Origin of the sequence: Phosphitispora fastidiosa (assembly GCF_019008365.1) — a bacterium.
In the GTDB taxonomy this organism is placed as follows: Bacteria; Bacillota; Thermincolia; order Thermincolales; family UBA2595; genus Phosphitispora; species Phosphitispora fastidiosa.
The window spans coordinates 117,547-139,363 of the sequence record NZ_JAHHUL010000005.1; the positions used below are offsets into that span (position 1 = coordinate 117,547).

At 42.6% G+C, this 21,817-nt stretch carries 26 protein-coding genes and 1 pseudogene; all 27 read right to left on the reverse strand.

The features are described 5' to 3' along the window. Nucleotides 1–199 precede the first annotated feature (199 nt). The gene (locus tag Ga0451573_RS07155) at nucleotides 200–592 is read right to left on the reverse strand and encodes a response regulator transcription factor (protein ID WP_231683203.1); all 393 of its coding nucleotides are present in this window, start codon (nucleotides 590–592) and stop codon (nucleotides 200–202) included. A 39-nt stretch (nucleotides 593–631) separates the two neighbouring features. After that, nucleotides 632–961 (reverse strand): hypothetical protein, encoded by a 330-nt coding sequence (locus Ga0451573_RS07160; RefSeq protein ID WP_231683204.1) that lies wholly within the window; start codon nucleotides 959–961, stop codon nucleotides 632–634. A 237-nt stretch (nucleotides 962–1,198) separates the two neighbouring features. Further along, nucleotides 1,199–2,029, reverse strand: a complete 831-nt coding sequence (locus Ga0451573_RS07165; protein ID WP_231683205.1) for a sulfite exporter TauE/SafE family protein — start codon at nucleotides 2,027–2,029, stop codon at nucleotides 1,199–1,201. A 67-nt stretch (nucleotides 2,030–2,096) separates the two neighbouring features. Continuing rightward, a complete protein-coding gene (locus Ga0451573_RS07170; protein ID WP_231683206.1) occupies nucleotides 2,097–3,209 on the reverse strand; it encodes a uroporphyrinogen decarboxylase family protein in 1,113 nt (370 codons plus the stop codon). A 27-nt stretch (nucleotides 3,210–3,236) separates the two neighbouring features. Further along, the gene (locus Ga0451573_RS07175; RefSeq protein WP_231683207.1) at nucleotides 3,237–3,692 is read right to left on the reverse strand and encodes a B12-binding domain-containing protein; all 456 of its coding nucleotides are present in this window, start codon (nucleotides 3,690–3,692) and stop codon (nucleotides 3,237–3,239) included. Between the two features lie 52 nt (nucleotides 3,693–3,744). Continuing rightward, the gene (locus Ga0451573_RS07180; RefSeq protein WP_231683271.1) at nucleotides 3,745–4,548 is read right to left on the reverse strand and encodes a dihydropteroate synthase; all 804 of its coding nucleotides are present in this window, start codon (nucleotides 4,546–4,548) and stop codon (nucleotides 3,745–3,747) included. Between the two features lie 110 nt (nucleotides 4,549–4,658). After that, on the reverse strand, nucleotides 4,659–5,294 hold the full coding sequence (locus Ga0451573_RS07185; RefSeq protein WP_231683208.1) for a cobalamin B12-binding domain-containing protein: 636 nt from the start codon (nucleotides 5,292–5,294) through the stop codon (nucleotides 4,659–4,661). Between the two features lie 84 nt (nucleotides 5,295–5,378). After that, nucleotides 5,379–6,182 (reverse strand): sulfite exporter TauE/SafE family protein, encoded by an 804-nt coding sequence (locus Ga0451573_RS07190; protein ID WP_231683209.1) that lies wholly within the window; start codon nucleotides 6,180–6,182, stop codon nucleotides 5,379–5,381. 143 nt (nucleotides 6,183–6,325) lie between these two features. Then, nucleotides 6,326–6,748 carry a hypothetical protein gene (locus Ga0451573_RS07195; RefSeq protein ID WP_231683210.1) on the reverse strand — a complete coding sequence of 141 codons (423 nt, stop codon included), beginning with the start codon at nucleotides 6,746–6,748 and terminating at the stop codon, nucleotides 6,326–6,328. Continuing rightward, nucleotides 6,745–7,338 (reverse strand): GTP-binding protein, encoded by a 594-nt coding sequence (locus tag Ga0451573_RS07200; RefSeq protein ID WP_231683211.1) that lies wholly within the window; start codon nucleotides 7,336–7,338, stop codon nucleotides 6,745–6,747. The genes Ga0451573_RS07195 and Ga0451573_RS07200 overlap by 4 nt, the downstream gene beginning before the upstream one ends. A 166-nt stretch (nucleotides 7,339–7,504) precedes the next feature. Continuing rightward, nucleotides 7,505–8,263 carry an MBL fold metallo-hydrolase gene (locus Ga0451573_RS07205; RefSeq protein WP_231683212.1) on the reverse strand — a complete coding sequence of 253 codons (759 nt, stop codon included), beginning with the start codon at nucleotides 8,261–8,263 and terminating at the stop codon, nucleotides 7,505–7,507. Between the two features lie 24 nt (nucleotides 8,264–8,287). Continuing rightward, nucleotides 8,288–8,674, reverse strand: coding sequence for a hypothetical protein (locus Ga0451573_RS07210; protein WP_231683213.1), 387 nt, complete (start codon nucleotides 8,672–8,674; stop codon nucleotides 8,288–8,290). A 238-nt stretch (nucleotides 8,675–8,912) separates the two neighbouring features. Then, nucleotides 8,913–9,164 carry a thioredoxin family protein gene (locus Ga0451573_RS07215; RefSeq protein ID WP_231683214.1) on the reverse strand — a complete coding sequence of 84 codons (252 nt, stop codon included), beginning with the start codon at nucleotides 9,162–9,164 and terminating at the stop codon, nucleotides 8,913–8,915. A 72-nt stretch (nucleotides 9,165–9,236) separates the two neighbouring features. Further along, the gene (locus Ga0451573_RS07220) at nucleotides 9,237–9,479 is read right to left on the reverse strand and encodes a sulfurtransferase TusA family protein (RefSeq protein WP_231683215.1); all 243 of its coding nucleotides are present in this window, start codon (nucleotides 9,477–9,479) and stop codon (nucleotides 9,237–9,239) included. 85 nt (nucleotides 9,480–9,564) lie between these two features. Beyond that, entirely contained in the window at nucleotides 9,565–10,413 is an 849-nt protein-coding gene (locus Ga0451573_RS07225) for an ABC transporter ATP-binding protein (protein WP_231683216.1), read from the reverse strand. Nucleotides 10,414–10,445: 32 nt separating this feature from the next. After that, entirely contained in the window at nucleotides 10,446–11,273 is an 828-nt protein-coding gene (locus Ga0451573_RS07230; protein ID WP_231683217.1) for an ABC transporter ATP-binding protein, read from the reverse strand. 53 nt (nucleotides 11,274–11,326) lie between these two features. Next, a complete protein-coding gene (locus Ga0451573_RS07235) occupies nucleotides 11,327–12,118 on the reverse strand; it encodes an ABC transporter permease (protein WP_231683218.1) in 792 nt (263 codons plus the stop codon). Between the two features lie 29 nt (nucleotides 12,119–12,147). Beyond that, a complete protein-coding gene (locus Ga0451573_RS07240; protein ID WP_231683219.1) occupies nucleotides 12,148–13,023 on the reverse strand; it encodes an ABC transporter permease in 876 nt (291 codons plus the stop codon). A 107-nt stretch (nucleotides 13,024–13,130) separates the two neighbouring features. Further along, nucleotides 13,131–14,168, reverse strand: coding sequence for an ABC transporter substrate-binding protein (locus Ga0451573_RS07245; protein WP_231683220.1), 1,038 nt, complete (start codon nucleotides 14,166–14,168; stop codon nucleotides 13,131–13,133). Nucleotides 14,169–14,171: 3 nt separating this feature from the next. Beyond that, nucleotides 14,172–14,816: a corrinoid protein gene (locus Ga0451573_RS07250; protein ID WP_231683221.1), complete on the reverse strand. Its 645-nt coding sequence runs from the start codon at nucleotides 14,814–14,816 to the stop codon at nucleotides 14,172–14,174. Nucleotides 14,817–14,867: 51 nt separating this feature from the next. Continuing rightward, nucleotides 14,868–15,971: a uroporphyrinogen decarboxylase family protein gene (locus Ga0451573_RS07255; RefSeq protein WP_231683222.1), complete on the reverse strand. Its 1,104-nt coding sequence runs from the start codon at nucleotides 15,969–15,971 to the stop codon at nucleotides 14,868–14,870. A 67-nt stretch (nucleotides 15,972–16,038) separates the two neighbouring features. Continuing rightward, a pseudogene (locus Ga0451573_RS19740) lies at nucleotides 16,039–17,328 on the reverse strand (YeeE/YedE family protein). A gap of 574 nt (nucleotides 17,329–17,902) precedes the next feature. Further along, complete coding sequence (locus tag Ga0451573_RS07270) at nucleotides 17,903–18,472, reverse strand: C-GCAxxG-C-C family protein (RefSeq protein WP_231683225.1); 570 nt, start codon at nucleotides 18,470–18,472, stop codon at nucleotides 17,903–17,905. Between the two features lie 21 nt (nucleotides 18,473–18,493). Continuing rightward, nucleotides 18,494–18,766 (reverse strand): hypothetical protein, encoded by a 273-nt coding sequence (locus tag Ga0451573_RS07275; protein WP_231683226.1) that lies wholly within the window; start codon nucleotides 18,764–18,766, stop codon nucleotides 18,494–18,496. Between the two features lie 1,199 nt (nucleotides 18,767–19,965). Further along, nucleotides 19,966–20,100, reverse strand: coding sequence for a hypothetical protein (locus tag Ga0451573_RS19745; protein WP_269438147.1), 135 nt, complete (start codon nucleotides 20,098–20,100; stop codon nucleotides 19,966–19,968). A 114-nt stretch (nucleotides 20,101–20,214) separates the two neighbouring features. Continuing rightward, a complete protein-coding gene (locus Ga0451573_RS07280; protein ID WP_231683227.1) occupies nucleotides 20,215–20,460 on the reverse strand; it encodes a hypothetical protein in 246 nt (81 codons plus the stop codon). A 117-nt stretch (nucleotides 20,461–20,577) separates the two neighbouring features. Further along, nucleotides 20,578–21,696: a signal peptidase I gene (locus tag Ga0451573_RS07285; protein ID WP_231683228.1), complete on the reverse strand. Its 1,119-nt coding sequence runs from the start codon at nucleotides 21,694–21,696 to the stop codon at nucleotides 20,578–20,580. Nucleotides 21,697–21,817 lie beyond the last annotated feature (121 nt).

Genomic DNA, 21,817 nt, shown 5'->3' on the forward strand with positions numbered 1-21,817 from the left:
GCAAGCTGACGGAATTTGCGAAAACGATAAACAGAGAACAAACCACCAACCGTCCCCATACGTTAAGGATGATTGTATAAGAATCAGGTTTACTCGTAGAAATGGCAATCAGGGTAGACTTAGTTATCCATGCTCAAATAACTACTAAGAGTCACCTGTTTTTTATTCAAAAAGCTTGCAAAGTCTATTGACAGCACACCTATAAAAGTTTTCGGCCTGCTTTTTTCTGCATATGCAAACGACTTAATACCCCCAATAATTTTGGCAGATTTAATGGCTGATTTAAAACATACGATGCTCCGAGCATTTTGGCCATTCTAAAGAGATTTATGTCCGGAGCGTGACCCCGCACGTTACCTAAGATAATTATTTGGATGCCGGGCCATTTAGACTTAATATCCATAATTACTTCTAGTCCATCTTTTTCAGGCATAAACAAAGCAACAATAACAAAGTCGACGGTTTCTGTACATCTCCGAAGCCCTTCTTTACCATTTTCGGCAACTAGAACTTCATGCCCGCAATTTATTAAGAAGTCCGAAATTAACTTTCTAACTCCGGTATTTGATTCGATTACTACAATTTGAAACATAATAAATTCCTCACTTTTTCAAAAAGGATAGGCCTCTACTTAAAGGCTTGTATCTTTTTTCTTACTGTCATTTTGTGACTTCAAATAATATTTAGATGAATGCATGGATACATTTACCACTAAATTGGCTTTGGTTAGTTCCGTAAGCAATCCTTTAACCAATTCACGAGAAATTCCAAAATGATCTGCTATTTCCTCGCCCGAATGTGGCGCTTTAGAGAGCAACCAGCAGATTGCTTTTTTTGCTCCTCTCTTTTTGAAATTTCCGATCTTAGAAATATCGTGAATATCTATTGGAATATAATTGGTTTTATTTTGTGGCAGTGAAAATAAATTACTAGAAGTTATTATCTCTTGCATTTTTCCCATCTTCCAACCTTCCAAGATTTTATTAAAGAGAGTTGATAGTTTCACCTTTTGCACACTTTCCCAAAGGATTTCTGTAAGGTCCTTGGTCTTAACTGTTTCAACCACATCTTTGCCTTGGTATTGTCTTCAAGGTTTGTTCCTTCCCCTAATCCCAGCTCATTATTTATTGGCATTATATTCTAATATAATAATGTTAGTGGTATAAAAACTTCCTTTTTATACCTTGATACATAGAATTCATCTAGCCACCATTTCAACTATCAATTTCGCTGAAATTAGAAGTAAAATAACCCCATAGATACTTTTTACCCACGCTGGCTTAGCTTTTTTAGCCATAAAATTACCGCCTAACTGGGACCCAATTGCGACCGCTACTACCAGCCACAACATTAGCCAAGTAAACACCTGACCCCCGGCCATGTGGCCCAAGTATCCAGAAAACGAAGAAAAGGTAACTACAAAAGCTGTGGTTGCTGCTGCCTGTTTAGTAGGATACCCCATAGTCATCAGGACCGGAGCAACAATAAATCCGCCCCCTACCCCCAAAAGCCCTCCCAGGAAACCAATACCCGCTCCCAAAGCGCCTCCAAAAAGCATTCTCTTTCTTATTGGCATCAAAATTTCTGTCCCAGTTTCATCCAACGGAGGCCTTTGCTGCAAGGTTTCAACGGCTACATCGGTAGCCACCAAATATTTTTTTTGCCAAAAAGGCCTTAATACATCATTGAGTATCTTAAGCGCAGCAGCTAACACAGCGACAGTGAAGAAAATAATTAAGAACTTATTTGACACAAATTTTGTAACATAAGCACCTACAGGTGCCAGCAGCATTGCCATCAGTCCCATCGGCCAGGAACCCTGATAATCTACCAACCTAGCCCGGTGGTAAGGAATAAGTACTAGTAAGGTGTTCAAGCCGTTCAAAAGTAACCCCAATGGAATCGCCATCTGTTTTAAATCCAGGCCAGCCCACTTCAGCATGGGAACATAAACCATGCCACCACCTAGGCCAAGCATGGCAAACACGAACGATGTCACTAGAACAATTATAAATAGAACGGCGCTCATTCGCTTTGCACCCTTTCCTCCTCTGGTTTTGCGTCAAAATAAGCTTCATTAAGTATACTTATTAATCCTAGCCCTTACTTGCGAGTGGATAGCTGCCGTATTTATGAGTAGCATCAACCCAGGCCTTAAAGTGTTTATTAGATGTATCCGGCAAAATCTGACAGCTTGGAGCCATGAAATAACCCAGTCCCGGCGTACCAATAGTTTCAATGGCTTCCTTTACATGTTGATCAATTTTTTCTACAGGACCAGAAACGATCGGATTAGCGCCATGGACGATAATACCAGCAGGTACTTTCAATTTCTCTATTATATTTTCCTTAATCCATTGGGGGTCATGTTTCTCATCTAGGTGTATTCCCGCTACCCCCGCTTCTTTAACCAGTTTTTCCAGGAGCTGGTACGATTTAGGACCTTTAAAATTGCCATGAATGTGCAGATAAGTTTTCTGTCCAAATTCTTTTTTTACCATCGCTACAGTATCAGCGATGTAAGGCAGAATGAAACGCTCGCCCATCTTAGGAGACATTAGATCGGTTCCAAAATGATCTCCCAGATAGCAAAAACTGTTACAGCCGGCTTCATATTGAGCTCTAATCCAATCCTTGCAAAACTCGGTAGCTACACGGCACATCTCATCTACCAATTCAGGCACTTCCATGGCATCAATGGTCAAATCTTCCAATTTACGAAACAAAATGTTGGCAGCAGTAATTCCTGTGTAATAGCTGGCAAAAATCGGGGTATGGTCGCCTACTTCTTTAGACACGATCTTGATAGACTCAAGCGCTCCCCTGCAGCGTCCATCTTTCAAAGGGTCAAGAGGAAGTTTTTTCTTAACTTCCGACCAGTCCTCTCTTTTCTCAACCGGTGGTTTCTTAATACTCACACTCACCCCAAATTTTTCTGGGATTTCCAGAACTCCTCCCAGCACCGGAACACCAAAGCCATGGTCGGTATAGGTGCCAAATGCCAGGTCATAATCCACTTCTTTCAGAGAAGTTAAGATGGCGTCCGCTACTTTTTCTCCGTCCATGTCGGTTTGAGTTGTTATGTCGCTTAGCTTCCAGCCCTTGGCATAGATGGCCTGGGCCATAATGCGCGGGAATACTGGCATCACATCAGGTTCTTGAAATGAATCCACCGCAGCCAATCGTTCTTTTTTAGTCATCGTTTTCATTATCGTAAAACCCCCTTCGAATTTAAATTAAGACTTTTTTGTTGAATCCGCCTGTTTCTTACACGGAAGCCCAACCTGCGCCCGCAGTCCTTCCGAACACTCATCAATCAACAGTAACAGATTTTCGCCTTTAAGACCTTCCGCTTTCGCCACAAACTCAACCAAGTACTCTCCCAACACGAAAAGTTCGCCGTCTCCCTCCCAAACGGCAATATCTTCCGCAATCGGTTCATCTTGGTATTCCGCTTGTAAAGCTTGTAATACCGGGTCCAGAGCTTTCATAGACCCCATTACCTCAGGAAAGCCATATTCCTCATCCTGCATAAGCATGCCCACCTCCCTTAAGGCAGGTACCAATGCTTCACTCATTATTTCTTCACTAGAAATATCCCCTGCCAGAGCCTCACGAAAAATTTCTGCCGTATTAATGTTCCCTTTAACAACAGCTTCCTTTAATTGCTCTAATATTTCCTTTGTGTTCATGCCAATGCCTCCTTTATTCTAGATTCACCGTCGTTACTGCAAAGCCTTTCTCCTATCCATTTTTCTTACTTTTTCGGTAAGCAGACAACCAGTTCCTTGCATTTTCGTCCGTACCCTTACACAGGTCCGCAGCAAGGATGGTCTTTTTCACTTGTTCTTCAAGTGGATTTGTAATCGGACAAGTCAGTCCGCTGTATATGGCCATTGCCATAAAAGTAGAATTAATTGAAGGACGATCAGGCAGGCCAAACGAAATATTACTGGCACCCAACGTAATATTTACGCCAAACTGCTTGATAATCTCTTCAATAGACTTCATTACTATTAAGCCTGCATCCTCTTCAGTTCCCATTGACAAGGCCAACGGGTCAATTATTATATTCTCAACAGAAATACCTTCTATTTCCGCCCGTTTAATAATTTTTTCGGCTAGAAACAGCCGCTTATCCACAGTTTTGGGAATTCCTTCGTTGTCCAGCGTTAATCCAATTACCGCCGCACCATGTTCGGCAATGAGGGGCAGAATATTGCGCAGCTTGTCTTCCTCTGCATTAACGGAATTAACCAGGGCTTTTCCGTCATAAACTTTCAGGGCCGCCTCTAAAGCTTTAAAACTAGCGGTGTCTATGCAGAGAGGAACATCAGTTACTTCCCTAATGACTTTTATCAAGTCTACTAACAAAACAGCTTCGTCCACACCTGGAACTCCGGCATTAACATCCAGAATTGCTGCACCTGCTTCAACCTGCGCCACTGCGTCCTGCCGAACTGTGTCAAAGTTGCCCTCTTTCAGTTCCGTCTGTAGCCTCTTTCGCCCAGTGGGATTTATCCGTTCGCCTATTATAGTTGTTGGCATGCTCCGTGCAATTGTTACTTCGCGCGATGCCGAACTTATCGTTGTTTTAGCCTCTTGTGCCAAGTTAATTCACTTCCCTTTCTTTTAATTAAATAGTTTCTGAACAGCCATTAAGCTAGTAGCTTTTTGGACAGCGTAACAGCACTTGCCGCGTCTTTTGCAGTACCGTCAGCTCCGATTTCCTCAGCAAATTCTTCTGTTATAGGTGCACCACCAATAATTATTTTGACTCGATCACGAAGTCCCGCTTTTTCAATAGCCTGGATAGTTTTGGGCATTTCATCCAAGACCGGCGTAATCAGCGCAGACATTCCAAGAATCACTGTTCCTTCAGAAGAAGCAACCGCTTCCAAAAACTTATCACTGGTAACGGATATTCCCAAATCTTGCACAGAAAAGCCTGATCCCTTTAACAGCATAGCCACCATGTTTTTGCCAATATCGTGAATATCCGCTTCTACAGTACCTAGGATTACATGCCCCAATGTCTGGCTTTCCTCGGCCGCCAAAAGTGGTTCTAATAACTCCACACCCGCCCTCATTGCTTTGGCAGAAAGTAAAACATCCGGAATAAAATACTCTTCTTCGGCCATCAATTCCCCCACATGGTTCATCCCGGGAATCATTAAATCAGATAAAATCGCCTGTGCACCCATGCCATCGTCCAAGGCCTCTTGCACCAGTTTTACAACTTCAGCTACTTTTCCATCGATTATTGCCTGTGTTAAAGGCTTAAATTCACTCATGATGTCCTCCCTTATTAATTATTCTTGTTGAAGTTTTTATATTTCCAGAAAGCATGATCCGTTTTCAACCGTACGTTTTTTTACTTACGTGAGAATGGTAACTAATTTGTATGCTGTCATTATAACTATTAAAATCCCAAAACCCTTCTTTAGTTTTTGACCAGAAACGTAAACACTGGTAATTCTTGCACCAATAAAGGAGCCTATCGCACCAAGTACTAACAATACCGCCGTTAAACGGAAGTCCCACTGAGCCGTGCTCAAATGAGGAATTAGCGCCGAAAAAGAAGGTGGACATACTGCAAACGCATTTATCCCGGCTGCCATCTTTGGCTCAAAACCCAGGATAATTAGCGTAGGCATTAGTAAAAACCCCGGACCTACTCCCAAAAGACCACTGAGGATAGAAATAGGAATAGCTAACATAAGTGCCAACTTAAAGCTTCTGTTTTCATCGAATTCTTCGCTTTTTTCAAGTACTGGTGAATCAGACGTAGCAGCAATCATTGACTTAGCATCTTTTCTATCTACCTTGCTTTTTACAGGTTTAAAGATCCTATATACCAAAAAGGTTACGGAAGCAAGGTACACAACCCAAATATACGTTGGGGAAATAAATTGAGCCAAATATGACCCAACCGGAGCTGCTATTGTAGCTACAGCAGCCAGTCCAAGTGCTTTTTTCCAAACAATATAACCGCTTTTGGCAAACCCGAATACCGCAAACAACGCCGTTATCCCATTCAACAATAAGCTTAATGGTTGAACCTGGTGTACAAGATCCGGAAGAAAAAACGATAAAAATGGAATTGCGGCAAAGGCTACTCCCAGTCCGAGCATCCCTGAAATAACCGCAAGCACAAACAGTCCAATCGAAATAACGCCCATCAAATTACCTCCTAACAGTATTTTATAAATACCTTACCTTATTTCCTCACCTCCATTTTCATAATTCTTCGCCTTCCTTAATATCAATTTGTAAGCTGATAAAATGACTGGCTTCTTTTATAAATACTGTATTTCTGAACAATTTACCCCCGAACTTTCTGGATGAAAGTAGGATATTCTTGTTTTGTTTTATTCGGCATGCAGTGCAGTTTTTTAAAAACAGATTGGCTGAGGCCTTCCTCCAGCAGCATTTCAAGCCTATTTTTTTCGTAGCCAAAGACTATAATATTACATATTAAAGCAACCTGTTCGTATGATTTGTCAAACCAAGCCGGACCAGATCTAGTGGTAATATCGGGTAAACTGGTCAGGGACATTTGAACGTATTCCCCACCAGCTTCAGCCATAATCTTCAGGTGTCCAATAATTTTGCCCCTGTAATTCAGGTGTTGACCCAAGTGATTTAGAATCTTATTCATCTCGTCAGCAATTATTGTTCCGGTAATTGGTTTATCAAAAATACAGCTTAAGCTTCGGCTGACAACTTTGGCCCCTTCATCACTCATAGCTGTACCAACCCCCTCAGCTTCACTTCGTCTATGCCATTATCAGCGTTTAATTCGAAGATAGCTGCATTTTGATTTATTTGCTCCAAATCATTTTTTAATGCCCGAATAGTATCTTCGCTGGCTAAATCCACCTTATTAATAATAATCACGTCTGCAGCCTCAATTTGTGAAACTACAAGGGGCTCGACTACCTCCATTATTGCCGTCCACCTGGATACATCTGTTAACACAATAGTTTTAAGTGCCTCGAAGCTCCTGCACTGATTCTGCAATAAAGTAACTATTTTCCTGGGAACAGCTAATCCCGTAGTTTCAATAATCAGCCAGTCAGGATTTACAGTTGTATGAATTTCATCAATAGCAGCGACAAGTTCGCCCGTAATCTGGCAGCATACACACCCGGCAAATACACCCTTCACTTTTAAGCCCTGTTGAGCTATAACCTGATCATCAATACCTGTTTGCCCGATTTCATTTTCAATAATGGCAACAGTTTCATTTCTGGTTTCTATCAGGTACTTAGCCAATTGTAGTATCACTGAAGTTTTACCAGAGCCCAGAAATCCTCCAAAAAGCAAAATATCCATAAAACCAACTCCTTAAATACAGCTCAAATTTCCCTGGGTATGACCAAACAGCAAAAAAAGATAGGCCCTGGTAGGGCCAAATTAAAAGAAGATTAGAGTTAGTGCCAAAACTAAACCCTTAAAGTTCTCAAAGCACCCATATAAAGCATTTATTCAATGAATGCTTCTATACTTCTATTACGGTAAAATCATCAGGAACAATTACTTCACCTGCAAAATGTTCTTCTATTAATTTTTTGAAATCATCTTTTCTCTCTTCATATTCGGTAGGCCAGTGTACAACTGCCAAACGTTTTACGCCAGCCGCAGTGGCAGCACGACCTAACTCTGCTGGGGAGATATGAAAATCATGAGGTTCAGTGACTACTACCGTACTGATAAATAAGTCGGCCCCTTGTGCCAGCTTAATAACTTCGTCTGTATATGAGGATTCCCCATTATAAAAAATTGACTTGCCGTTTCTCGTTATTCGGTAAGCGTGAGCTTCCGAGGGATGTTCACCCTTTACCGTTTGAATATCATCAAACGCTTCTGAATTCCCTAATTCCCTGAATATTAACTGATATCCCCTTTGCTCATCGTTTGCCACCGGCAGTTCACACAGACTCATTAACCCTCGTGTTGCCTTTTCAATCCCCTGGGGACCAATGATTTCCAAAGGTTCTTTTCTATTTCTGACGTTCATCATGTCAAAAAGAACATGAACGATACCGATAAAGTGGTCCGAATGTTTATGAGAAATCATAATCCTCTTAATATTATTCAAATCCACTCCAAATGCATTAATATTTCTTAATGCACCATCTCCTGTTTCCAACAAATAATCATCATCAATCAACATTACCAACTGACAACGTTTTGCAGTTACATTTAGACCTAATCCCCCAGGCACAAGTCCTGCCGTTCCCAAAAAATTTATTTTCATTCTTTAACCTCCAATTACAATAAATTACGACTGTTTGAATTGTTTGTAGACACTATCCACTACAGTTTCGATACAACAGGCACAGGTTTCCATCCATTCGCCCAATTCAATTTGCTCCTGAATCTCTTCGGAATACTTTTCATATTGCATCGGATCAAAACCCAGAATCTGTTGACAGTATGTAGTACCAACTTTATCTCTAACATTATCTAATAGCAGTTCAACATGCCCTTCGATATCTTCCATCACTTTGGGCATGTCTTCCGGCAATATGGTTCCACCATGCATTTTTAAAATATATTGAGAAATGATATTAGCCCCTGCAGCTACAGCCTTACAAGTAAACAATTCACAGTTCTCGCTAACATTAATTTGGTATCCTGCCCAATCAATTGGTTTGTCCGGGTCCAAAGATAGCGCTTCCTGCAAAACTTGCAGGCAACTGCTATCTCAGTTACTCCCTCCAAGGTATGTCTTTCTGGCTTTTTCCCGCACTTCTTGCCTAGTGATCTGTTTTTCTTCCCGTTCCTTATTATCGAGCATCAATCTCACTTCCATTCTTGTTAGCGGGCCCGTCTCATCCCATTAAAGACTTCTTCCCCGGTCTGATATCCTACCCGCCAGGTTTTGGCTGAGGAATGAGCCTTACTTAGCTGTTTAAGAATTCAGACAAAATTTCCTTGCATTCTTCAACAGACCGGAAATCTCCCTCATTTAAAATCTGTCCATCAATCTTGATTCCGGGAAAAGCCGAAACCCCATGCTCCTTATGAAGTTTAGGATCATCAATCATTTCTATGGTGGCATCAAGCCCCATCTGATCAACAGCCTTTTTTAAATTTTTCCCCGTAATTTGAGAACGAGGACATCCAGCTGTAAAAAACAGAATTTGAAGTGCCAAGACGAACACCTTCCTTCCCTCAAATGTTTGTTTAATAATTCTGCTCTCCTAGCTAAGCTTCAAGCCAGTTGACTAGCTCTTCTTTAAAAACAGCCTATAAGACCCGTCTTCATCCTCAATCATTCCTAACAGCTCATGGCCTGACTTCTTAGCATAAATTGGAATCGATTTCGTGGCCGTGGGATCTGTTGTTAAAACTTCCAGGATTTGGCCTGGCTGCAATTCTTTCATCGTATTTTGCGTCTTAATGAGTGGCATAGGGCAATTCATATCTCTAACGTCAACCTGCTTATCAGATTTTATTTCATTTACCATTAAAAAATCTCCCTTCTAATATATGGTCCTATAAAAGCCATAAATATAACTTTCTAAATACACCTCCCCATCAAGACTAATTAGCTTAAGCAAGCTCCCGCTCCCCAGCTTCAAAGGCTTTCATGCTCTCTTCACGCACAGCCTCCCATGCCTCACGTTTATAATCCATATATTTCTTACTGGCAAGGGCTTTAATACCTCTTGGCCTGGGAATATCAACATTAATGATTGACTTCAAGGTCCCAGGTCGAGTAGTCATGATACCAACCCGGTCTGCAAGAAAAATAGCCTCATCAAGGTCATGGGTGATAAAGAAAATACTGGTCCTTGTCATCTCAAAAACTTCAAGAAGATATTCGTGAATGTAACTCTTCGTCGTGCTGTCCAAAGCCCTGAATGGTTCGTCCATCAGGAGAACTTTCGGCTTATTAATCAAAGCCCGGATAATCTCAATCTGGCGCAACATACCGGAAGAAAGGTTGCCGGGGTATAAGTCTTCAATATCCCTGGTGATACCCAAGTTAGCCATAATTTCCCTTGCCTCATCCACAGCCTGATCCCTGGACATTTTGTTCTGGATTACAGGACCATAGATTAAATTATTTATCACTGTTTTCCACGGAAATAAAGAACCATTTTGAAAGACCACTGTACGGTCAGCCCCTGGCTTTTGAACAATTTTTGGAGAGGCGATGATCTGACCGTCAAGATAGATGTTTCCGCTGGTAAGATTGCTAAATCCTGCAATGGCGTTAAGGAGTGTTGTCTTGCCACATCCTGAAGGACCTACAATTACCATAAATTCTCCCGCTTTAATCTCCATACTAAAATTTTCAACTGCGACAACATGAATTCCCTCAGGGTCATATATTTTCCCCACGTTATCAATTTTAATATGGCCGTACTCAGGTTGTTTCTGACCATCTTTCGCCATATGAAAAATCTCCTTTCGGGATAATAAGTCTGTCACGCTGGTTTAGCATTATCAACCTTACTGCTCTTACGTGTGGCTTTGACAACCTCTTCATGAAGGAGTTCGAGGGCCTCCTCCTTAATCTGACGGAATTCTTCAGAAATTAACACATCATCCAATCTCGGTCTCGGCAGATTAACTTTAATCACCTTTTTGACTCTTGCAGGCCTATTGGTAATTATGATGAGAGTATCAGCCAAGTAGATGGCCTCCTCCAGCTCAGACGTGGTAAAAAGGTTAGTGATTGGATTTTCTTCAAACAGCTTCAGGTAATAGTCCTGCATAATCTTACGTGTCATAGCATCGAGACCACGGAAAGGTTCGTCCATCAACATTACCTTGGGGCGATTGATCAGCACTCGAGCCAGTTCAGCACGTCGCTGCATACCACCGCTAAGCTGACTGGGATACTTATGCTCGAAACCATTCAAACCAACCTTTTCCAAAAGCTTAAGGGCCTCATTATGGCTCTCTTCCTGCGTGATGAACTTCCGGATTGAAGGACCAAACATAACGTTTTCGTAACAGGTTAACCAGGGAAATAGCGCCGACTCCTGAAACATAACCAAACGCTCCCAGCTAGGTTCGGTGACTAACTTCCCATCAATGGTGACCTTACCGCTGTCGGGACTTGCATATCCTGCAATCAGGTTGTTAATGGTTGTCTTGCCACTTCCCGAAGGACCTAAAAGGGCCGTTAATTTCCCTGGTTCGAGCTCAAAAGAACAGTCTCTTAAAACCGGTATAATCTTATCCTTCGTTTTGGCTGTTTTATGAACCTTTTCAAAGATTACTCTGCTCTGTTGTTTATTCTCAGCCATAAGAGCCTCCTATTCCTCTTCGTTTATAAATCAATTGACCTTTGTTTAACACCCTAAAAGATCTCCCGCCACCGCATGAACCTTTTCCCAATGAAGTCTATGGCGACACTACATAATGCACCGCAAGCCCCAATGATTCCCATTCCTAGAATGACCATTGGATAATTCATCACAGTATGGTTGTACCACACCATATATCCCAGTCCCCCTCGAGCCACAATCATCTCTGATGCCACAACCATCAGCCAGGTAATAGCGATGGCAATTTTAAGACCAGCAAATATCTGGGGCATGGCTGAAGGAAGAATCACTTTCTGCAGAAGCTGTCTCTTGTTAACCCCAAAGGAAATTGCTGCTCTTGCATACCGGATATCAACTGAGGAAATGCCCCCAAGAGTATTATATACAATAGGGAAAAATGCTCCGTAAAAGGTAAGAAAGATAACCCTCGCTTCCGTATTTATGAAAAAAAGTACAGCTAAGGGGATCCATGCAATAGGAGGAATTGGCCGGATTAACTCAACCGCCGGAAAGAGCAGGTTATTAAAAATCCTTGAGTAGCCCATCAAAATCCCAAATGGTAATCCTATCAATATACCGAGGATGAAACCTACACCGATGCGAAAAAAACTCAGGCCGATATCATGAAAAATCGAAAATTTTAAAGTAAAAAACGCCATAAATACCTTATAAGGACTTGGAACTTGAGCAAAACCAGGGGTTAACTGCAGGAAGACGGTCCATACCAGAAGGAAAAGAACGACAGATAGAACCTGTCTCAATCTTGATGCATTAAGTACATTTTTCTCCAGACGCTTTAATAGTGGAGTACTCCCATAAGCCATCGCAACGAAAACTCCTTTCTTTTCTATGCCTATTCAGTAATAAATTCTTCAAGAGATTGAGTGTAGCTCTTTTGCCAAGGAATTAGCCTAGTGGCACCATAACGAAGTAGACCTGATGATAAATAGCCAAGTAGACCAATGACAATCATTCCAACTACAATCAGGGGATAGCGAATCAGGGTATAAGATTCCCAGACACGGTAACCCAGGCCCCATTTCCCGGAAATCATTTCCCCAGCTACAGAAGCCATCCACCCTACACCTACTCCGAGAGCCAATCCCACCGAGATGGAAGGAAGGGCGCCAGGGACAACAACATGCTTGAAGATCTGAAATTCACTTGAACCAAGGCATTTTGCCGCCCGAAAATAATCGTTATCAATCAGTTCAACACCATTGATGGTATTAACGAGGATTGGAAAGAAGGCTCCAACAAAAACAATAAATGCTACAGGCAATTCTTCACCCGGCAGAAACAGAATTGCCATGGGGATGTAGGCAATACCGGGGATGGGCCGGAGAATTTCCAGCACAGGGAAAACAAGATCCCGAAAAACCTTCTTCCAGCCAATCAATAGACCAAGGGGAACGGCAACTACTGCCGCAGCGATCACGCCAAACCAAACCCGGAGAAAAGTATGTTTCATATCGATCCAAAATTCAGGCTGCTGAACCCATTTAACAAACCATTCCTTAACCTCCACGGGATGGGGAATAAAGCCAAAACGATAAATCTTAAATTCTACCAGTAAATACCACAACACAAAGAGGAGCATAATTGAAAGGACTTTAAGCAGGTTTTCAAGTTTAAAAATTCGCTCTAGAAAGGATGCCTTTTTCCGCACCAAGAAGTCTGATGCATTCATCTCTGAAGGATCCTTTTCAACATTTTCTGAGCCATGCATTGATATAGTCACCCCTTTAAAAAAAGTTGCAAAGGAATTCTACTCTCATCAGACTGCTAAAAGGGTATGCAAACTGGTAAAGAGTAGAATTCCTTGCATGTTAACTACTAATTACCGTTAATTGCTTTGACATAGCTGAAATCAGCCCAATCCTGTGCTTTAAAGGGATTCTCAAGCAGGTTCTTGCTAGTGAGAAAGTCAATCGCCTTTTGCATTGTATCGACGTGCTCCTGATCGAAGCTATCTGTGTAACCATAACTAGCCAGGGACTGCTTTACGACATCCAGAGGAATCTTTTGCTCCAGTTCTTTGAAAACGATATCGGCTGCCTCGTCTGGATTTTCCTTCATAAATTTGTGGACATCCTGGTCAGCTTTTACAAGACCTTCAACGATCTTGGGATGCTTAGCCGCAAAATCCTCGCTAACCACAAGAGGCCAAACGCCATTCACTTCAGGCTCGTATGCTGTAGCATCAGCTAGGAGTTCCTTGCCAACACCTTGTTTCCTGGCCATGTCACTGTACGGCGGCCAAAAAATCATAGCGTCTATTCTCCCTGATTCCAGGTTAGGCATCGCCACCTCCGGTGTCTGGTTGACTAAGTTATAAGTTATACCCTCCTTCTTGGCAATAACATCTATAATCCGGTGATGGGAAGACCCCACGCCAGTAGCGATGGTCTTGCCATTCAAGTCCTTCACTGATGTTCCAGGGAAATCTTTCCGAACAAAGATACTTGCTACCTTTCCTTTCTGATAATTTGCATTGGAAACCCAAACAGTATCACCTTTTTTGGCCTGAAGCATAATTGCCGGCATGTCTCCTAAATAGGAGATTTCCATCCCACCGCCAATCCAGTTATTAATCAAATGTACACTGTAAAGGCCAAAGAACCACTCTACTTCAACATTGGGGAGATATTTCTTGTAAAATTCCTTTTGTTTAGCAACTGCCGTGGACATCATCCCAAAGGGGGCGTAACCGATAGTGATTTTCATTTTTTCATCCGAGATAACCTGACCGTCTTGTGAAGCTGTCGGCTCGTCCTTACTAACATCGTTACTCGGTGAATTTGACTGGCATCCTGCCAAAACGGCGACCAGTAACGACAAGATAAGAACACCAATAATAGTTTTTCTTCTCATTTTTTATTCCTCCTTATTAAGCAGCCTTTTAGCTAAGGCTACTGTTTCCCCTGCGTTGGAGGCCGTACCATCGGCGCCTATTGAATCAGCAAACTCCTCGGTAATTGTCGCACCACCGACCATCACTTTGACTCTGTCGCGAAGACCATTCTTTTCCAGAGCTTTGATAACCTTTGGCATCTCCGGCATTACCGGTGTTATCAGGGCTGACATTCCTAGAATGATAGTCCCTTCCGTCTCCTTTACCGCATCAATAAATTTATCGGTGGATACCGCAACTCCTAAATCTCTTACTTCAAAACCGCTCCCCTTTAACATTAAGGAAACTAAGTTTTTCCCAATATCGTGAATGTCACCGGAAACAGATCCAATGAGAACCAGGCCGGCCGAATCTTTAGGTCCAGCCAAGAGCAGGGGCTCTATTATTTCCAAGGCCTTCCCCATCGCCTTTGCAGCGCGGAGAACCTCGGGTACAAAAAACTCGCCCTCTGCCATCATCTCCCCAACCTTATTCATTCCCGGAATCAATTGCTCTGACAATATCTTTTGTGGATCCACATTTTGTTCTAATGCCTCATTTACCATCTCAACAACCTTATTCCGATTTCCCTCAATAAGAGCATTGCTTAAAGGTCCCAAGTTTTCCATTATTCTATTCCTGCCCCTCACAATTATTATTTATCTTAAGAGTAAACCTGTCTACTTACCCTGCAAAGGATATGTCCCATACTTATGGGTGGCATCGACCCAGGCCTTGAAATTTTTATCCGGGGTGGCTGGCAATACCTGACAGCTCGGAGCCATCATCATCCCTAACCCATCACCGATCCCGGATATCTGGTCTTTGACCTCATTATCTATTTCATCTATAGTGCCATTCACTAACTTCGCACCATCTGTAATAATACAGGCGCCAATCCCCAATTTGTCCACTACATTCTCCTTCACCCACTCCGAAGTATGATTTTCGTCAAGATGAAGACCTTCTATACCGGTCTCTTTAGCTAACCTCTCAAGATACCTGTACGACGCAGGCTTTTTCATATCGCCGTGTATATGCAGCCACACACCCTGATTGAATTCCTTATTCACCATTTCCACTAAACGTGCAATATTGGGGAGATTGAAACGCTCTCCCATGCTTGGATTCATCATCAAGGTCCCCATCGTTTCCGCAATCACCGTAACACTGTTTGAACCCGCATCATATTGGGCGCGGACCCAATCCATTGCCCAGTCAGTTGCCACCTTACACATCTCATCAACCCAATCTGGATCCTCATAAAAATCCTCCATAAAAGCTTCGTTGGGGCGGAACAAAAACATCGCTGCAGTCGTTCCAACGTAGTAGGCAGACACCAAAGGTGTATGATCACCGATCTCCCGGGAAACGTTTTTAATTACCTCCAGTGCCCCTTTCATCCGAGGATCTGTAGTCCGATGGTTAAACCTGGCTAGCTTCCTCTGAACTTCCGGCCAATCGTCCTTGGTCATTACCGATTGTTGTTCCGTTGTCCCTGCTGCAATTCCAAATTTATCAGGGACCATTATTTTTCCTCCCAGAGGCGGGACACCAAAAGCATAGTCAATATAGGTAGGTATGGCTAAATCATATCCTATCCCCTCAATATTTTGTAAGACTAGCTCGGTGATTCGATCTGAATCATAACAATCCTCTCCCGTAACTTCAGGTAACAATACACCTTTCCCAAATATCATTTGCGACATCACGCGAGGCCAGACCGGCATATGATCCGGAGCCTGCTTTTTTCGAACAGCTTCAAACCTTTCCTTTTTATTCATTATTTATCTCCTTTCTTTAATTTAGTCCACTTTATTGCAAATATCGGGTAGCAACAAGATTTATTTTTTAATAAGAGAAGAAATTGACAAGTAGTTTGGTCCCAATCAATGCTCCGACAGCCAGGGCTGCGAAAAAGAACCATCCATGCAGCGACAAGGAAGGAATAGCGCTAAAAAAGGCGCCAATATTACACCCCATCGCAATCCGAGCACCATACCCCATGAGTAAACCACCAGTCACAGCTCCGACAACCTGCTTATAAGACTTAATAGGCCGAATCTTGAATTTAGAACCAAGAAGATTAGCAAACAAGGCGCCCAATATTATAGCCGTATTCTGCATAGACAAAGGATCTGCAAAGAAAGAACGATTTAAAGCAGCCGGGTTCTTATAAGCATACCATGTGGATGGATCTCCCCCCAGAGCCCTAAAAATCTTGGTGCCCCAGTCGGAATAGGCCGTCGAAATACCTAATGGTGTTCCGTTGGCTAGGAAGGCAATGATATTAAGGATACCGAGAAGAGAAAAACCGACATAGTAGGGCCATGGGTTAATCACAATTTTCTTAAACATAGGTCTCTCCCAGATTGGTATAGTTCTTGTCTGATCTTGGCTTCCGTTTTTAATTTCAAGTCTCATTTTTCCACCTCCCTTTTTCATATGGTAAAACGACATGGGTCAAATTTACCGGCTGTGAGGTTCAAACTTTCACGGCTTTCAAATACTGTTCCTTTTATCCCACCATGCCGCAAGAAAAAAGAGTCCCCCAAGAGCAAGCAACTGAAGAAGAACACCCGGGATCCAACCAAAAACAGTTGGTAAATGGACCGTCACCGATCTGGAAAAGGAAAACTTAGCCCACCAATTTAAACTTCCTGCTCCCAGAACACTGCCAATGATAAAGAATGGCACGGTTATCCAACTCATTACAAATCCTTCTCCAACTCTCCACAGGGTCCCACTAGCGCATCCGCTGGCAATCACCATGCCAATCCCAAAAATGATTCCCCCGAAAATCGTGTGCAATCCTGCTGGAGCGATAAGCCCAGGTGTAGGCTGCCCCTGTATTACCTTGCTATACTGAATAACTGCAAAAAATACTGTCATAAACATTAAAACAGCAAGCACTGCCCTGGTGTTCTCGGTTCGTCCCGTCAGGATCGGATCCCTCCATAGAGCAGTAAAGCATAGACGGCCCCTCTGCAGCAGAACCCCAAAAACCATTCCGATAAACCAGTACGAAGCAACGTTAGGTGTCTGCTTCAACAGGATAATACCAATAAAAACCATTACGCATATCAGAGCAATTGCATACGGAATTTGATTATTGCGGGTCTTTCCCATTACCTTTTGCATCTATTCCACAACCTTTCTTCCTATATTGTTTGACTTAACCCAAGTTGGAACAAATGAGCCTGGCAGATACTAACTTGAGCCACTAAAGCGGTGATACCTGCCTACAAGGGTTGTTGCACTAAACAATATAGCCACTTTTTGGCAATCAATACACCTTAAAACAGTACTGTTATCTCAATCACCCAAAGGTACAGTGCCTGCAAATGGTGTACGGACTGTCCACCACCTATTCACCTCCCTATTTGCCAGTTTTCTTCCCCCTGCGGGTACGTAAAAAGCCAATTCAGACCATGTTATCACAGCCCTTGCCCCAATCCGTAACTGGTCTGGCTAATTTAAAATTTGTCTGAGTTTGTCTGAGTTTATTGTTTAATTTTAAAAAGCTATTGTACCAATTCTTAATTATTAATGTTGTTTCCTCTGAACTTTTTGGACAATCTTCGGACTTTTTGGATAATGTTTGCTTAGCGTCGCCTGCCCTCAACTAACTTTTACCAGTCACCGGCTGGCGCTTTTTGCCCCCAGTGCGAAGACTTCATTTCTGCAAATACCGTAACACTGTGAAGCCTGTTGATTACTGAATTTCCGACGGATGATTGTCAGGGACACCATGACATAGATTGCAGTTCATTTTTCCCTGTTGATTATCCAGAGTACTTTTTTCACCTTGATGACACTGCATACAGTGATTAAATTCCTCAGGAACCTTATACAGAGGAACAACCTTCCCCTCAAGAGCCTGGTTCAGAAGTTCTGCTGCCCTGGCAGCTGTATCACCCGTAACCTTGGCACAGCGATCCTTCTTAGCTTTTTCGTTAATCCTTTGAATGGAGTCAGCAGCATTGGCCCACGTGCTTACAGATACGTGGCACAGAGGTGATTTGGATATTGTCTGATGCTGTTTGGGGAAATGGGAATAAGCATCCATTTTGTCGGACGGGAATGGAAACTCGGTGTACCATCCGATTAACTCGTTGCCAACTTCGGCATGTTTATCTGAAGCAAGACACATAACGGCCATACTCGTGTTTAAAGCTCCACATAAAGTTCCCCATGAATATGCTCCACCAGCGCCATATATGAACATCTCTATCGGAATATTATTCCACGGCCCCCCGGATGATTCTCTCAGAGTCAGAAGCAACGCTTCTGCGGCTCCATAACCTCAGCCATACTTAAAATAAGCTTCATATCCTCTTTTCCTGACCAGCTCAACATCCAACTTTTGATATTTCCATGGTACTTTACCACCGGAAGATAATGGGGTTGCGCCCGCTTCAGCTGAAGTCCCAGCGGGCTTTTGCTTCGCCCCGCATCCCACCAGACCTGTGGCAGCCAACACACCGGATGTCGCCAAAGCTCCAGCGCCTATCAGGAATTTCCTCCTGCTCAGCAGGGGGTTTCTTTCCTCGTCCAGATTATTTTTCTCTTTAATCACTAGTAGTCTCCTTTCCTAATAACCTAAGCTTTTTCCCATGCCTCATAACCGCCGTTCATGTAATGGAATGATTTTGCCCCGTAATAAAGCGGAGAGCCTTAGCCCCCAGAGGTTCAGCACTGGTAGCCACTGTTTCCGGGCTTGCCGGATGAAGTTTTAGAGCAGCCAAGGCAATAACACACCTCCAACAAAATTATTTTGTTTCAGTCAACCCTCCCTTGCCTCAATCCGTAACTGGTCTGGCTAATTTAAAATTTGTCTGAGTTTATCTGAGTTTATTGTTTAATGTAAAAAAGCTATCGTACCTATTCTTAATTATTAATGTTGTTTCCTCTGAACTTTTTGGACAATCTTCGGACTTTTTGAATAATGTTTGCCTAGCGTCGCCTGCCCTCAACTAACTTTTGCCGGTCACTGGCTGGCGCTTTTTGCCCCCAGTGCGAAGACTTCATTTCTGCAAATACCGTAACACTGTGAAGCCTGTTGTTTAGGTGACGGCTGATTCAGACAACCTCCTGCCAGCTTGTCCAACGTGACCTCACGCCCAAGCTTTGACAAGACTAATTTGGGGCGAGCCAAGTCAATATCATCAGCCATAAGGTGGCATGTACAATGATAATGATGATTGAATTCTGTAGATAGGGGCTTGCTAATGTTGATAGAATAATTGTTAAAAGGGTAGCAATAGCTAACCCAATAGTGATTAGATAGATTGAAAAACCGGCATTAATAATTAGCTCACTTCTCTTTTTAAAACCTCTTGCGAGGCCTTTTTGACGACGCGGCAAGATTCACTTAATGTTACAGTCTGGTAACTCGCTCGCCCTCTTTCTAAGAGGTACTTTGGCCGATGCGCTTCTATGCACAGATTTCTCCTTACGCAGGCATCCTAGCTACGGGACGCCTTGGCGCTTACCCCGACTGGACTTTCACCAGTTAGATAACGCGTGCTTAACTGGGCACGCGGCGAACAAATAAAACGCCAAACACTTTTCGTTTGGCGTTCATAATGAATGAGCAGTATTACAGTATTTTTTTAAGTTTTCTCTCAAAGTTGAATAATTCACAGCAAGCATAAAAACACCTTTCAAGTTTTTTTGATTGCAAATGCTGGCAAAACTTTTGGTGCGCCTAAACTAGCTGCAAATCCGGCGCTATTAACACCGGATATGATTCCGGTAAGATTTGTGATGCCAACATCAATTGCCATGGTAAACAAGGAGAGCAATTGAACCGGCGCCAAGAAAAAGCAGCCCTTTAATAAAAACAAGGGATGCTCCAAGACCGATTAATATAATACCGATATTTTCAACACTGTGATAAGCAAGTGCCAATATGGGTCATCTCTAAATAAATGAAACCGGCTTTTCTTACACTTAAATTACAGTGATCATAAACCACCAGAAAATAAGATGAAAGTGACATTAACTCCCAGAAAAACACGAACATTAAGGACCAATCGTAAATCCCAGCCCTACACTTAACAATGACCAGGGCAGCATAAAATGCGCCGATGTCCCGGTTGATACCACCATTATGCCAACAGCCAATCCGCTTAGGGCGGCAATATTGGAGCAGGTGAATCCCAGAATAATGCTTAATTTAGGCTTTTTTTGACATGCAAAAGAAAACAGGCCCCCTAGTAACGGGAGGCCCATCGTGATTAAAAACAGGCTTCGGGTTAGACTGGACATCTTATTTACGCCTCTTATTCATTTTGAATTTCAGTTAATTTTGACAAGTATAGTCATGCTATCCGATATTAGTATATTATGACCGATTTCCTCGGCTTTTTATAAAATATACTCATATTAAACCAACCTGTATCGTTGAAGGAGACGTCCGGCCTTCCTGATTTTTACCCGGAATTCTTTTTTTATAGTCTGCCTCAGCTTATAGTCAAAAAGCGGCCACACCATCAGAGGGATTGCCGGGACACAGGAAGCTGCCGCAAGAGCCAGCCAATAACTTTTCTGAGTCAGATAATTGATTACACCAGGTGGAAGAAGGGGTAAAAACATGCCTACCCATATTGAAGTCTTATGCTTTCCCACATCTCTGGCAGTTACTGTCATACTTATTTGTATTTTTTCACCGGGGCGGATAGTTGCGTTGTCCTGGCTAAATGTTATTTGGCGGTCATTGGTTGTAATAGACGCAAAAATTGGGAAAAAGCCTTTATTATCTAAATCTGATATGGGTTTATGCACCACTTCGCCTATAGGTAAAACTCCAACCGGGCTGTCCATCATTACTCCCTTCCTATCAGTCGATACTTCATACTCAAAAGAAATATTCTGACTGGTCGCAATCATTGATGCTGCAAGGACAACTGCCAGGGTTATCCCGCTGAAAAAGTAAAGCAGTAAATGGTCGAAACGCTTGTTGCGTTTTTTCTTTTTACCTTTTAGCTCACCTGCGCCCACTATTATGGCCAAAATGACTGCGATTCCAGGTAAAAGAAAGGGGCTTTTCTGAAGTCCTTCAAGCCAAAGAGGCAAGTACCCCAGTAATGGTATCTTAACCGGGGTTTTATCTATGGTGACCACCCGGCTCGCTATCCAGTTACGGCTTATCAATGGGTTGTTACCAGCCTCCTGATCAGTATAATCATTAGCATCACCCTTGGTAACAAATCCGTTCTTCAGATCGCCCTTTACTATCCTGTGAATTATCCACCCCTGGGAGGCTAAATCTCCACTCTCAGTACGAAAAACAATAATATCGCCCTCTGCTGTATTATCTGCTTCACTCACTTTAGCAATCAGCACTATATCCCCACGTTCCAGGACAGGGTACATGCTGCCGGATCTGATGACTGTGAAAACCAGCGGTTCCTGTGTGATAGCGCTTCCTACTACTGCCACCAGCAAAATACCCACTATACTATAAACAATCCACGTAACCCACCGAAAAAATTTGCCTTCCAAACGTCAACCTCCCTTCAGAAGCATATTCTACAAAAGTAGACCATGGAGTTATACTTTTGTTTACTTTTAAACACCACTTTCTGAAAATTTAAATTATTTAATTATTAACCACATTATATAC

Coding starts and splice junctions, on each gene's coding strand:
- Ga0451573_RS07165 (WP_231683205.1), bottom strand. CDS start 2,029: ATGAGCGCCGTTCTATTTATAATTGTTCTAGTGACATCGTTCGTGTTT.
- Ga0451573_RS07180 (WP_231683271.1), bottom strand. CDS start 4,548: ATGCCAACAACTATAATAGGCGAACGGATAAATCCCACTGGGCGAAAG.
- Ga0451573_RS07240 (WP_231683219.1), bottom strand. CDS start 13,023: ATGCATGGCTCAGAAAATGTTGAAAAGGATCCTTCAGAGATGAATGCA.
- Ga0451573_RS07185 (WP_231683208.1), bottom strand. CDS start 5,294: ATGAGTGAATTTAAGCCTTTAACACAGGCAATAATCGATGGAAAAGTA.
- Ga0451573_RS07230 (WP_231683217.1), bottom strand. CDS start 11,273: ATGGCTGAGAATAAACAACAGAGCAGAGTAATCTTTGAAAAGGTTCAT.
- Ga0451573_RS07225 (WP_231683216.1), bottom strand. CDS start 10,413: ATGGCGAAAGATGGTCAGAAACAACCTGAGTACGGCCATATTAAAATT.
- Ga0451573_RS07160 (WP_231683204.1), bottom strand. CDS start 961: ATGGGAAAAATGCAAGAGATAATAACTTCTAGTAATTTATTTTCACTG.
- Ga0451573_RS07220 (WP_231683215.1), bottom strand. CDS start 9,479: ATGGTAAATGAAATAAAATCTGATAAGCAGGTTGACGTTAGAGATATG.
- Ga0451573_RS07235 (WP_231683218.1), bottom strand. CDS start 12,118: ATGGCTTATGGGAGTACTCCACTATTAAAGCGTCTGGAGAAAAATGTA.
- Ga0451573_RS07190 (WP_231683209.1), bottom strand. CDS start 6,182: ATGGGCGTTATTTCGATTGGACTGTTTGTGCTTGCGGTTATTTCAGGG.
- Ga0451573_RS07280 (WP_231683227.1), bottom strand. CDS start 20,460: ATGTCCAGTCTAACCCGAAGCCTGTTTTTAATCACGATGGGCCTCCCG.
- Ga0451573_RS07205 (WP_231683212.1), bottom strand. CDS start 8,263: ATGAAAATAAATTTTTTGGGAACGGCAGGACTTGTGCCTGGGGGATTA.
- Ga0451573_RS07200 (WP_231683211.1), bottom strand. CDS start 7,338: ATGGATATTTTGCTTTTTGGAGGATTTCTGGGCTCTGGTAAAACTTCA.
- Ga0451573_RS07250 (WP_231683221.1), bottom strand. CDS start 14,816: ATGGAAAACTTGGGACCTTTAAGCAATGCTCTTATTGAGGGAAATCGG.
- Ga0451573_RS07170 (WP_231683206.1), bottom strand. CDS start 3,209: ATGAAAACGATGACTAAAAAAGAACGATTGGCTGCGGTGGATTCATTT.
- Ga0451573_RS07255 (WP_231683222.1), bottom strand. CDS start 15,971: ATGAATAAAAAGGAAAGGTTTGAAGCTGTTCGAAAAAAGCAGGCTCCG.
- Ga0451573_RS07155 (WP_231683203.1), bottom strand. CDS start 592: ATGTTTCAAATTGTAGTAATCGAATCAAATACCGGAGTTAGAAAGTTA.
- Ga0451573_RS07245 (WP_231683220.1), bottom strand. CDS start 14,168: ATGAGAAGAAAAACTATTATTGGTGTTCTTATCTTGTCGTTACTGGTC.
- Ga0451573_RS07175 (WP_231683207.1), bottom strand. CDS start 3,692: ATGAACACAAAGGAAATATTAGAGCAATTAAAGGAAGCTGTTGTTAAA.
- Ga0451573_RS07195 (WP_231683210.1), bottom strand. CDS start 6,748: ATGAGTGATGAAGGGGCCAAAGTTGTCAGCCGAAGCTTAAGCTGTATT.